This window comes from Acidobacteriota bacterium (genome assembly GCA_016196035.1).
Taxonomy (GTDB): domain Bacteria; phylum Acidobacteriota; class Blastocatellia; order RBC074; family RBC074; genus JACPYM01.
Map to the genome: position 1 here is coordinate 68,817 of JACPYM010000033.1, position 12,974 is coordinate 81,790.

The window sequence follows — 12,974 nt, forward strand, 5'->3', positions numbered from 1 at the left end:
GCGTACTCACGAGCGGTTATGTTGCGCGCGTTTTGCACCACAATCCCAAACAAATCCACTGACAGATCAAGCTATGAAAAAACTCTGCCTCTTCATTCTTTGCGTGAGCGTCTTGCTCGCCTGCAAACCCGCCGCCGACAACGCCAGCAAAAAGCCGGTCATCGCCGTCATTCCCAAAGGCGTTTCCAACTTCTTTTGGCAAGCCGTCAAAGCAGGCGCGGAAGCCGCAGGGCAAGAAACGGGCGTGACGATTTATTGGAAAGGCCCTTCGAACGAAACCGATGTGACCAGCCAGGTCAACGTCGTCGAAGACGCTATCACCAGCCGCGTCAGCGCCATTATGATCGCGCCCTCGCATCGTGACGCGCTGGTGCCGGTGGTCGAACGCGCGCAACGCGCCGGCATTCCCGTGACGATTTTTGATTCGGGTATCGGCACTGAAAATTATGTTTCGTATGTCTCGACCGACAACGTGCAGGGCGGCGTGATGGCGGCGGAGCGCATGGCGGCGAAGCTGGGCGGCAAAGGCAAAATTGCGGTCTTAGGATTGAAAGCTGGTTCCGTCTCGACCGATGAGCGCGAACGTGGTTTTCAGGATACGATCAAACAGAAATTCCCTGGCATTCAGATCGCGGCCTTTCAATACGGCGAAGCCGACCGCGCCAAATCGCTGGATCGCGCGACCGACATGCTGAACGCACAGCACGATCTGGCCGGCTTTTTCTCTTCCAATGAACCCGCCACGGTGGGCATTGCGCAAGCGGCCAAGCAACAAAACAAGACCGGCAAGCTGACCATCGTTGGTTTCGATTCCAGTCCGAACTTGATTGAAGACTTACGTGTCGGGGCGCTTGATGCGTTGATCATTCAAAACCCGTATCGCATGGGTTATGACGGCGTGAAAACGCTGGTCGAAAAGCTGCATGGCAAAACGCCCGTGCGCCGCATTGATACGGGCGTGAAGCTGGTGACGAAGGAAAATCTGGAGACGCTGGAGATTCAGCAATTGCTGGGGCCGAAGTAAGTGCTGTGGCCGCGAGTGCGGCGCAATCGTCTGCGCCGCACTCGCTCACGTGATGCTTGGTTATTCCGGCGTGACATACGCCGCCGTGATGCCGCCATCCACCAAAAAGTCCGTGCCCGTCACATACGACGACTCATCCGATGCCAGATAGAGCGCGGCGTAAGCAATCTCCTTCGCTTCGCCAAAGCGTCCCATCGGAATGTGCACCAGCCGCCGCTGCTTCTTTTCATCCGTATTCAGATAGCTCATCAGCAATTCGGTGCGCAGCGGCCCCGGGCAGAGCGCATTGACGCGGATGTTTTCGCGCGCGTGGATGACGGCCAATTCGCGCGTCAGCGCGAGCACCGCGCCTTTGCTGGCGGTGTAAGCGACCTGCGGTGTGGCCGCGCCCAACACCGCGACAAAGGAAGCCGTATTGATGATCGAACCGCCACCTGCGCGCCGCAGCGCCGGGATGCCGAATTTGCAGCCCAGAAAGACGCCCTTGGCGTTGATGTTCATCGTCAAATCCCAGATGGATTCTTCGGTGGTGACGGCGTTGTCATCGCTGTGATGCATGATGCCGGCGTTGTTGAACAGAATGTTGAGTTGGCCGAATTCGCTTTCGGCAAATTCGACCATGCGGGCGCAGTCGGCGGCTTGTGACACATCGGCGTGGATGTAGGCCGCATTGCCGCGCGCCGCTTGAATCAGTCTGACGGTTTCCGCGCCTTCGGCATCGTTGACGTCAACGCACACGACAGCGGCGCCTTCACGCGCAAAGAGCAGCGCTGTTTCGCGGCCAATGCCGCCACTGGCGCCGGTGATGAGGGCGACTTTGTTTTGTAAGCGCATTTTGGATGATACCTTTCGTTACCTTTAGGAGTTGGTTTACACTGCCAGCGGCATTGTTATCACTGCTGATGGAATCAAATCAATGAGGACAGCCACAATGGCACACGCACTTGCACAGCAATCTTACGATTATCAAGACATCCTCGAAACTATTGTCACGGAGGACGATGAACCGGTGGACAATCTATTTTCAGCCAAACAGCAACGGTTGCTGGCGCGCACGCTTTATGCTTCGTGGACGCCGCAGCCCAACGAAGAAAAGCCGAAACAGCGCCGCAAATTTCTGGCCGATGTGAACGTCGGTGTTTTTTTCGCCTTGCACGAACCGCCGCTCGTGCCGGATTTCTTTCTCAGTCTGGATGTGCAACCGCATAAGAACTGGTACGCCAAAGCGCATCGCTCCTACTTCGTCTGGGAGTTCGGCAAAGTCCCCGAAGCCGTCATCGAAATCGTATCCAACCGCAAGGGCGGCGAACTGACCGGCAAGCTCAAGGACTACGCGCGTATGGGCGTGACCTATTATGTGGTTTATGACCCTGAGCAGCAGTTGAGCAAAGACGTGCTGCGCGTTTATGAAATCGGCTTCGGCAAACGCTACCGCTTGCGCGAAGACAACCAGTTGCCCGAACTCGGCTTGGGCCTGACGCTGTGGCGCGGTGTTTTTGAAGCTCAGCCTGACACTTGGTTGCGCTGGTGCGACGCCACCGGCAAATTGATTCCGACTGGTGAAGAGCGCGCTCACACTGCCGAAACCGAAGTCGAAAAGTTGCGCGCCGAACTCGCCCGCCTCAAACGCAAACCCGCCAAGAAACGTGCCGCGAAGTAGTCACCAGTCTTTTGTCTAATTTTCCCGCGCCATTGGACGTGTCGGACAACCCGCATAAAAACGTTTGGGCAGCAAACTCTCGCGCTTCATCACGACGCTGTGCGCGGCGACCTGTGTGTAAGCGCCGATGTCCGCGCCATACAGCAACACGGCGTTGTGCGACACGGTGCTGTGCGGGCGTAGCCAGACGTGATCAATTTTCAGCACGCGATCTTCAAAGGTGTGCGCCTGGAACTGGCAACTCACGGTCGCGCCGTCCTCGAAATGCAGCATGTCGGGATCAACGACGTGCGTGAAGCCGCGCCCCATCAAAACACCGCGCCCGATGTGCATGCCCATCGCGCGCAAGTACCACGCCAGCCACAACGTGCCTTCGAGCGGCGCTAGCAACGGGCTGGCGAGAAAGGCCCAAGCTACATACAGGAAATCCCAGCGGCTGCACCAACACGACCAGAGCGGATGCACGCCGGGCTGCACGCGCGCGAGCAGCAACCATTTGAGCAACAGCACAAAGACACAGAAAAGGCCCGCCGTCCCCAGGCTCGCCAGCGGGACGGCCGCCAAACGAAAAACGGGGCGTGAGACCAGTTTTTCAGCGACCATCAGTAGCCGATACCAAAGCGGCAAGATCAGCACCGGCACGACGGGGACGCCGAAACGCAACAGTTCCCAAAAGACGCGGTTGATGTAGCGGATGAGCGAAGGATCGTGCGTCAGGCTGCGGTCAACTTCGATGACTTCGCGGCGCGGCAATTCAAAGAGCGGATGGCCGAACCACGAACTGCCGGGGCGAATGACTTCATCATCCGCGACGCTGCTGACGCCAATCAAGATGTCTTCGGGCAGTTGCTGGCCGGAAGGAATGACGACGTGATTGCCGAGGAAGGTGTTCTGGCTCAGCCGCGTTTGTTTCAGCGTGACGGTGCCACGCTGAATAACCGGGCCGCTCAGATAAATGCCATCGGCAAAGAAGGTCTCCGGGCCGATTTCGATGTGTTCGGGCACAACGTCTGTGATCGTGCTGATTTCGCAACCGCGCCCGATGCGCATGCCAGCCAGCCGCAACCAGACCGGCCAAAAGAGCGTGCCGCTCAGCCAATTGCTGGCCGATTGCACCAACTCCGTTTTCAGCCAGACGCGAATGTACGCCAGGCTCCAACGGCTGATGACGCCCGTCGGCACGCGGCCCAAGGCGCGTTCGGCCAGCGCTTCGAGCACTAATGCGCCGGGCACGGGCAAGACGACACAGAGCAACGAGAGCAGCAACACGCGCGCATCAAACGATGGCAACGACAGCCAATCCAGCGCGGCCTCGGCGTCGAAGCCATACACTTCGGCCAGAATCACAAAGGGCAATTCCAGCGGCACCGCGATCACCGCAGCCAGCGTCAGACGCGCGATCAGCAACGCAATCCCGTGCGCCAACGGCGAAAGGTCCGCTTGATTTGGTGGCAAGGTCGGACGTAGCGGCGCTGTCCCCGCGTGCTGGGCGGGGATGCCGTCCCACTTTTCGCCGCGCGGAATACGCCCGCCATTTGCCAGCGACGACAGCGAAGTCAGATAGGCTGCGGGTTCGAGCACAGTGTGCTGGCCGACGCCCGCACGGATTTCGAGCGTGCTGCCCGCGCCGAGCGTGATGGGGCCGATGACAATCTGGCCGTCTTCCAAATCAACCAAGCGCAGATGCGCATCCTGGCTGAGCGTCACGTCGTCGCCGATGTCGAGCAAATCCCAGCCGCCTTCGGTCAGATTGACGCCGCGATGAATGTGCACACGTTCGCCGATGCGCGCGCCCAACGCCCGCAGCGCATAGATTTGAAAAACCGTGCCTTCTAACAACGTCCATGGGATGACGCGCACAGCCTGCTGCACCATCCAGTTGCGCACATAAAAACCGCTCCACGCGGGCGCACTGATTGCTTCGTAACGCCCGATCAAAACGCGTTTGACCAGCACGGCAAACCCGATAGCCAGCGGCGTGTAAAGCAACAAGGTCGCAAAGAAGAGCACCGGCGAGAGCAGGAAAAACGGAATCACGCCCAGCCGGTGCAGCAAAAACGGCAAGGCGTCGAAGGCGATGAAATAGGCTGCCGAAGCGCCCACCACCAATTCGGCCAACAGCCAGAGCGTTTGTACAAACGTCGCCAGCACGGGCTTGCCCATAGGCCGGGCGCTGTCAGCAATGGGGATTTGCGCGAACTCGGCTTCGTCGTGCGCGCGTTTGGCGAGTTCGGCGATGGTGCGCGCTTCATAAAGATCGCGCGTGTCCACAAACGCCGTCAGCGGATCATCGCGCAGCCGCGAGACCAGCATCGCCGCGTGCAGCGAATCACCGCCCAACACGTTGAAGAAATCGTCTTCGATAGAAACGGCATCGCTCAGTTGCAAGACTTCGCGGACGGCGGCCGCCAGCCGTGTTTCCAATTCGTTGCGCGGCGCGATGGCGGCTCGCGCGCGTTCTTGCGCTTCGAGCACAGGCAGCGCCTTGCGATCCGTCTTGCCGCTGACCGTGGTCGGAATCGCGTCCAACACGGCGAAACGGTGCGGCACCATGTAAGTTGGCAGCACCGCGCGCAACGCTTCTTTCAACGCTTCAAAGTCGGGCGTGTGCTCTTGTTCCGGCACGACAAATGCCACCAGCGCTTGTTGCGCGCCCGTGCCTTGCACGCAGCAGGCGGCTTCGCGCACGCCCGCGCATTCGGCCAGGCGCGCTTCGATGGCTTCGAGTTCGATGCGATAGCCGCGCAGCTTGACCTGGGCGTCAATGCGTCCGTGAAAGATCAGGTTGCCGTCAGGCGCACGTTCGACCAGATCGCCGGTGCGATAAATGCGCCCCAGGCGCGGATGCGTGGGGAATTTCTGCGCCGTCAATTCGGGACGATGGCGATAGCCGCGCGCCAGCCCGATGCCGCTCAAACACAATTCGCCGGATTGTCCGTCGGGGACTTCTTCGAGTTTGTCATTGAGCACCCAGGCTTCAATGCCGCGCACAGGGCGGCCAATCGTGATCGGCGCGCCCGGTTGAATAGTGGTGTGCGTCGCCGTCACCGTGCATTCGGTTGGCCCGTAGCCGTTTTCAAAACGTCGCCCTTCAGCCCAACGATCCGCCAAATCCTGCGGCAAGACTTCGCCGCCGACATAGAGCAGCCGCAAGTCGGGCAGTTGTTTTTCGGGCGCAGCGTGACCCAGCGTGCGCAACATCGTCGGCGGCGGGCACAGCACGGTGATGCGTTCGCGTTGCAGCCACGGCAGCAAATCCGGCCCCAGCCGCGCGGTCTCTTCATCCATCACGACCAAGGCCGCGCCCACGGCCCAGGCGAACCAGGCTTCTTCCACCGAAGAGTCGTAAGAGGGCGAAGAGTTTTGTGAGACGCGGTCATCCGGCGTCAGCTTGAATTCATTGATGTCGTAATCAACCAAATTGACGATACCGCGATGTTCGATCATCACGCCTTTGGGGCGGCCCGTCGTGCCGGAGGTGTAAATGATGTAGGCCAGACTTTCGGGCGTAAGCCACGCGGGCGGCGCGGGCGCAGGCAGTTCGCGCGCCTGTGCCAACAACTCGGCAACATCGAATACGCGGCCCGGCAGCAGGTTCGCCAGCCGCGCGCGCGCAACGCCCGCCTGATTGGTCAGCAAGGCGACGGCATCGGAATCGGTCAGGATGTCGCGCACCTGTTCGTCGGGGAAAGCGCGATCAATGCAGGTATAAGCCGCGCCCGCCTTGAGCGTGGCCAACTGGCTGCTGTAGAGAAATTCGCTGCCGCGCGGCAGCAGGATGGCGACAGTGCTTTCGCCCGTGACAAAACGGTTGAGAAACGCGGCGAGCGTCTCAGCCTGTTGATTGAGTTCGGCATACGTCAGATTGCGGCGCGCGGGGCGTCCCAGGCCCGGCGGGATTTCCAAGGCTGGGCGATTTGGCCAACGCGCGGCGGCCTGTTCAAAAAATTGGTGTAGGAAAATGGGAGCGGCGTCAGTCTGTTGCGCCGCACAGTTCAACTCAAGTTGAGCGACCTGGCTCATGGTGATTTGGGTACCTTGTTGTTGGGATCGCGTGATGTGGTTGCTGCCTTTACAGCGGACAAGACGGTACGCGGCGGCGTGCTTGCGGTCAAGCAGGCGGTGGCAAAAGCTTTCTCTTGGATGGTGAAGCATCGCTAGCCTAGATTTCACTTCGGTGTATGGCAAAAGCCTGGCGCGTGCGTCAGTAGCCCGCGCGTCAGCAAGGGCTGCGTCTGGGCAACCGAACCCTTTGCGCCAACGGCCACGCCAGCCCTTGCTGACGCGCGGGCTACTGACACGGCGCACTTGCCCGAATACCCAATTGCAATCTGATCTAAAGTTCGCCGATTCCCGATTCCTGGTTCCTGCTAACCCAACAATCTGCTGCTCAACAGGACTCGGGGATCAGGAGTCAGGAAGCAGTTCATTGGCATCAGTATAAGGAAGGCACCATGACACACAAAGCACCCAGACCGCTCACACGGCGCGAGGCGCTCTGCCAAATGGGCGGTGGATTCGGGATGATGGCGGTTGCCGGAATGGTCGGCGAATCGCTGGCGCACGCGCAAACAAGCGCTGCCGTGCAATCCGCCAGGTGGCCGAAAGGCGGGGTACATCACGCCGCGCGCCAAGCACGTTATTTTCCTGTTTATGAATGGCGGGCTTTCGCAGGTGGACAGCTTCGATCCCAAACCCATGCTCGACAAATATCACGGCCAGCCGCTGCCCGGCGGCACGATTGCGACCGAACGCAAGACGGGCGCGTTGCTACGCTCGCCGTTTACGTTCAAAAAATACGGCCAATGCGGCATGGAGGTCAGCGAGTTATTCCCCAACGTCGGCGAGTTGACGGACAGCATTTGTTGGGTGCGTTCAGTGCATACGGACATTCCGAATCACGAGCCTTCGATGTTGATGATGAATACGGGCTTTAGTCAGGCGGGGCGTCCTTCGCTGGGCGCGTAGCTGACGTATGGCTTGGGCACGGAGAATAAAAACCTGCCGGGTTTTGTCGTGCTGTGTCCTGATGTGCCGACGACGGTTGGCCCGCCGCTGTGGAACAATGCCTTTTTGCCGGCGGTTCATCAGGGCACGTTTATTGCCGACAAGCCGGGCGCGAAACAAACGGCGGAGTTGTTGGTAGAACCGGACTTCGATCCGCAAAAATTGATCTCTCACATCCGCAATCAAAAATTTACCTTGCCCGAACAACGCCGCGAACTCGACCTGCTGACGCGGCTCAACCGCATGCAAATGGAGCGTGAGAAAACCAATGACCCGCAACTCGAAGCGACGATTCAAAGCATGGGAACGGCCTTTCGCATGCAAACGGAAGCGCCGGAGGTCTTTGATCTGCGCAAAGAAACGCCCGCGACGTTGAAGCTTTACGGCCCCGGCAGCACGGCGCGCGGCTGTTTGCTGGCGGTGCGGTTGATCGAACGCGGCGTGCGCATGGTGCAGGTCTATTACGCCAAAGGCGACCCCTGGGACGCGCATACCGACATGCAACAGCATCGCAAGAATGCCAAAGACTCCGATCAACCGTTTGCCGCCGTCATCAAAGACCTCAAATCACGCGGCCTCTTTGACGACACGCTGGTCGTCTGCGGCTCCGAATTCGGGCGCACACCGGTGGTGGAAACAGGCGGCGGCGCCAGCATCCAAAACGGTCGCGATCACGACCCGTTTGCGTTCACGATGTGGCTGGCGGGCGGCGGCGTCAAAGGCGGATTGATTTACGGCGCGACCGATGACTTCGGCTTCAAGGTGGTGGACAAGCCGGTGCACGTGCATGATATGCACGCTACCATTCTGCACTTGTTGGGGATTGACCATACGCGGCTGACGTATCAATACAGCGGGCGCGATTTTCGGCTGACGGATGTGGCCGGCAATGTCATTCACGACCTGCTTGCTTGAGGGCGCGCAGCGGCGTTACGAATCATAGGCGCTCAGGTAAAGCACTTGGTCGTAGTCAATGATGGCGAGCCGCAGGTTGCGCAGCCAGCCGCGCCGTCCGAGTAGATTGCGTTGCACGCCGGGATATTTGGCAAAGTAAACGATGCTTTGGAAAACCAACTCGCCGGTTTGCAAGGTGACTTCGTGGCCGAAAGCTTCGAGCATGCCGGTCAAACCGCTAAGCCTCACGGGAACGCCTGTTTCAATGGGGATGCCCAAATCCAGACCATCTTCGTGACTGAAAAAGCAGACGGCAGCGCCTGAGTCTACTTTGGCTGTGACCTCAATGGTTTGGCCGGCGTAAGTCAACACGACGCGGATGGGAATGCCATCGAGGTCGTTACGACGCGGATGGGAATGCCATCGAGGTCGTTCAGGTAGCGGAACTCTTCGGCGAAGCTGAGTTGTTTCATAATTCAAAGGCCCATTGGCAAAGGCTCATCAGGTGCGGCGATGCGATGAATGAGCGGCAGTTCAACGCCTGCGGCTTTGATGGCGGCGCTGATTTCCAGCCGGTTCGGACTGGCCGCGATCAACCGGTCGCCTGCGAGCGCTACCCACTGCCCGGCGTATTCGTGCTGATGTGCGGCGAGCCATTGCAATTCGCGCGTCCGGTCTTTCAGCGGCTGGGCGGGCAGGCGTTTATCGCGCGGTGGTTTTGGCGACGCTGGAGGTTGTCCGGCGCGGCGTGCGGCCAGCAATTGGTCGAACCTGGCTTGTTCGCCTGGCGGCAACTGCTCGATTTGTTGGAGGATCTTTTCGGCGGTGACGGTTGACATTGCCCGTTACTCTCTTTCCTAAACGTTTTGCGCGGCCAGCCTAGCGGTGGCTCACGACATTTTCAAGGAGATTTTCCGTATGTCTATTTCGTTTCGCAACTGGTTATTGGGCGTCGGCCTGTTGGGGATGTTGTTGGCTGTACCCGCCTGGCGTTCGCGCGCCGTCAAGCTGCCGGTTGATCCGCAGTTGTTCAACGGCTTGCGTTATCGTTCCATCGGCCCAGCGCGCGGCGGGCGTGTGACGGCGCTGGCCGGTGTGCGCAAACAGCCGCACACGTTTTATCTGGGTGCGACCGGCGGCGGCGTCTGGAAGACGACCGATGCGGGCGGCAGTTGGGCGAACGTCTCGGATGGCTTCTTTGCGACGGGTTCGATTGGCGCCCTGGCCGTGGCCGAATCCGATGCGAATATCGTGTATGCCGGCACGGGCAGCGCGGCCATTCGCAGCAATGTGATTCTGGGCAAAGGCGTTTATAAATCCGCCGATGCGGGCAAGACCTGGACGCACGTGGGCTTGCGCGAAGTCGGGCAGATCGGCGCAATCGAAGTTGATCCGCGCGATGCCAACGTGGCATTTGTCGCGGCGCTGGGCCAGCCGTTTGGCGCGAATGCGGAGCGCGGCGTCTTCAAAACCACGGATGGCGGGAAGACCTGGCGCAAGGTGCTGTTTATCAACGACCGCACCGGCGTGGTGGCGCTGGCATTGAATCCGGCCAGTCCGCATGAATTGTATGCGGGCGCCTGGCAAGCCGTGCGCAAACCGTGGACGATTGTCAGCGGCGGCCCGGCTGCGGAGTGCGGCATTTATAAAAGCACCGATGGCGGCGAGACGTGGACGCACCTGAGCAAAGGCTTGCCGCCAGGGCTGATTGGCAAAGTCGGTGTCAGCCTCAGCGCCTCAAATCCGCAGCGGGTTTACGCGGTGCTGGAAGCGTCGGAAGGCGCGGGCGGCGTCTATCGTTCGGATGATGCGGGCGCGAGTTGGACGCTGATCAATAAGCAAGCGGGCCTGATCGCGCGGCCCTTTTACTACACCTACATTGACGCCGACCCGAAGAACGCCGATGTCGTTTACGTCAACAACCTCGGCTTTTATAAATCCACCGACGGCGGCAAATCGTTTCGCCCCATGCCCACGCCGCACGGTGACAATCAGGGGATGTGGATCAATCCCGACAACCCGGAGATTTTTATTCAATCGAATGATGGCGGCGCGAATGTCACGCTCAACGGCGGGCGTTCGTGGTCGAGCATTTACAACCAACCGACGGCGGAGATTTATCAGGTCGCATTGGACAATCAGTTCCCCTATCTGGTTTATGGCGCGCAGCAGGACAACACGACGCTGATTGTGCCGAGCCTTCCGCCGACGATGGACAGGCCCGATGATCCGATTCAGCTTTGGAAGACGGGGCCGGGTTGCGAGACGGGGCCGATTATGCCCAGCCCGCTCAATCCGCAAATTGTTTACGGCGTCTGCAAAGGCGAGTTTTACCGCACCAATTTTGCCACCGGGCAGACGGCCAGTTACTGGGTGCATCCGCAAAACCGCTATGGCCACAACCCCAAAGACATTCTCTATCGCTTTCAACGTGTCTCGCCGATGGAGATTTCACCTTTCAATCCGCGCGTGCTTTATCACTGCTCGCACGTCGTGCATCGGTCGTTGGATGAAGGCGTGACTTGGCAGGTCATCAGTCCCGACCTGACGGCGAATGAGCCGGACAAGCAGGTCATCAGCGGCGAACCGATCACGCGCGACATCACGGGCGAAGAGGTTTATTCGACGATTTACGCCTTTCGCGAATCCACGCTGGAACCGGGCGTGCTGTGGGCGGGTGCGAATGACGGGCCGGTCAGCGTCTCGCGCGACAACGGCAAAACCTGGAAGCGCGTCACGCCCAAAGATCTGCCGCCGGGTGGGCGCGTGCAAAACATCGAACCTTCGCCGCATCGCAAAGGCGCGGCCTACATCGCGGTCTATCGCTATCTGCTCAACGACTGGCAGCCTTACATCTACGCGACGAATGATTACGGTGCGACGTGGACGCGGCTGACCGATGGTAAGAACGGCATCCCGAATGACTATCCGACGCGCGTGGTGCGCGAAGACCCCGACCGCGCGGGCTTGCTATACGCGGGCACCGAATTCGGCATGTTCGTCTCCTTCGATAATGGCCAGCAATGGCAGCCCTTTCAATTGAATTTGCCGGTAACGCCCGTCACTGACATTCGTGTGCAGCGCAAAGATTTGGTGCTCTCGACGATGGGCCGCGCGTTCTGGATTTTGGATAACGTGACCCCGCTGCATCAGCTTGGTGAGACGGTGGCGACGCAACTGCTGCAACCACGCATGGCTTACCGGACGCGCTATGCTGGTGGTGCCGGACGTTCTGCCGCCGCGCCGGAATATCCACCGCCGGGCGCGCAGCTTGATTATGTGTTGGCCGAAGCCCCGGCTGGCGAATTGAAACTGGAAGTGTTGAACGCTCTCGGCAAAGTCGTGCGCACGGTGTCCAGCAATGCGGCCGTGCCCGCGCAAACGGAACGCCCGGTGCCGACAAGCGGTGATGAAGAAATGCGCGGCCCTGGTTTCGGCGGCTTCGCGGCGCGGCCTTTGACGAAGCGCATGGGTTTGAATCGCTATGTTTGGGATTTGCGCGTTGATGGCGGCGGGCCGCTGGTCGTGCCGGGCAAATTCACCCTGCGATTGTCGGCAGAGGGATGGAGCAAGATGCAGGCGCTGACGGTCGAACTTGATCCGCGCTTGGCGAAAGACGGCGTAACGCTGCTTGACCTGCGCGAACAGTTCAACTTGCTGGTGAACGTGCGTGACACGCTCAGCGATGCGCGCAAGACGGTGCAAAAGCTGGATACCAGCTTGCGCGAGAACAAAGACGCGGCGTTGACGGCGCAACTGCAAGCCTTGCGCGCGCGCCTGGTCACGGCGGGCGGCACTTATCCGCAACCGATGCTGATTGATCAACTCAGCAGCCTCTCGCGCATGGCGGGCGCGGCGGACCGCAAAGTCGGGCGCAGCGCGATTCAGTATTTCGGGGTTTTGAAACGGCAATTGACGGAGATCAAAACGGAGCTAGCCAAGCTGGCGCCGGATCAATGAGGTGACAGCGGAGGCAGAGAAGAGAATACGGAACAGACGGAAATAACTGAACACACGGAAAAGAACCAACCAATCCGGTTCTGTCTGTTCCATTTAGGTAGCTGGCAACTGAGTAACTGAGAAGACGCTGCGGCCATACAGCACCGGCGGCTTTTGCGAGCACTTAGACCGGTTTGCAATTGTGTTTACGGGAGCGCGTTGGGCCGGGACAGTACCGCGCGCGTGAGCAAGCGGCGCGTCAAGTTTACGCCGTTGGCTGAACCGCCCAGGCTCCGCTTGCTCACGCGCGCGGTACTGTCCTGCTGCGCAACTTTTCCCATCCACCGATGTGAAAACCGATCTAATAGCCTGCCACTAAACGAAAAGGCCACCCGTGGCAGTGCCAACGGGCGGCCTTTTCGTTTGGTTGCAGAGGAAAAATCAAGTCGG

General features: G+C 59.7%; 7 protein-coding genes and 1 pseudogene. 4 read left to right on the forward strand and 4 right to left on the reverse strand.

Features of this window, described 5'->3' with window-relative positions; all coding sequences use genetic code 11:
* The first annotated feature begins 73 nt into the window (after nucleotides 1-73).
* Nucleotides 74-1,024, forward strand: coding sequence for a substrate-binding domain-containing protein (locus tag HY011_11430; protein ID MBI3423540.1), 951 nt, complete (start codon nucleotides 74-76; stop codon nucleotides 1,022-1,024).
* 60 nt (nucleotides 1,025-1,084) lie between these two features.
* On the opposite strand, the gene HY011_11435 is transcribed toward HY011_11430, so the two are convergent.
* Entirely contained in the window at nucleotides 1,085-1,858 is a 774-nt protein-coding gene (locus tag HY011_11435) for a glucose 1-dehydrogenase (protein ID MBI3423541.1), read from the reverse strand.
* Nucleotides 1,859-1,955: 97 nt separating this feature from the next.
* On the opposite strand from HY011_11435, the gene HY011_11440 reads away from it, so the two are divergent.
* Entirely contained in the window at nucleotides 1,956-2,684 is a 729-nt protein-coding gene (locus tag HY011_11440; GenBank protein MBI3423542.1) for a Uma2 family endonuclease, read from the forward strand.
* Nucleotides 2,685-2,699: 15 nt separating this feature from the next.
* Here HY011_11440 and HY011_11445 read toward each other — a convergent pair whose 3' ends face one another.
* On the reverse strand, nucleotides 2,700-6,707 hold the full coding sequence (locus HY011_11445; protein ID MBI3423543.1) for an amino acid adenylation domain-containing protein: 4,008 nt from the start codon (nucleotides 6,705-6,707) through the stop codon (nucleotides 2,700-2,702).
* A gap of 500 nt (nucleotides 6,708-7,207) precedes the next feature.
* On the opposite strand from HY011_11445, the pseudogene HY011_11450 reads away from it, so the two are divergent.
* Nucleotides 7,208-8,606: pseudogene (locus tag HY011_11450) on the forward strand (DUF1501 domain-containing protein).
* A 15-nt stretch (nucleotides 8,607-8,621) separates the two neighbouring features.
* On the opposite strand, the gene HY011_11455 reads toward HY011_11450, so the two are convergent.
* Together HY011_11455 and HY011_11460 are read right to left on the reverse strand one after the other, a co-directional pair.
* On the reverse strand, nucleotides 8,622-8,957 hold the full coding sequence (locus tag HY011_11455; GenBank protein MBI3423544.1) for a hypothetical protein: 336 nt from the start codon (nucleotides 8,955-8,957) through the stop codon (nucleotides 8,622-8,624).
* 104 nt (nucleotides 8,958-9,061) lie between these two features.
* The gene (locus HY011_11460) at nucleotides 9,062-9,424 is read right to left on the reverse strand and encodes a hypothetical protein (GenBank protein ID MBI3423545.1); all 363 of its coding nucleotides are present in this window, start codon (nucleotides 9,422-9,424) and stop codon (nucleotides 9,062-9,064) included.
* A 127-nt stretch (nucleotides 9,425-9,551) separates the two neighbouring features.
* Between HY011_11460 and HY011_11465 the strand changes: the two genes are divergently transcribed.
* On the forward strand, nucleotides 9,552-12,545 hold the full coding sequence (locus HY011_11465; GenBank protein ID MBI3423546.1) for a hypothetical protein: 2,994 nt from the start codon (nucleotides 9,552-9,554) through the stop codon (nucleotides 12,543-12,545).
* Nucleotides 12,546-12,974 lie beyond the last annotated feature (429 nt).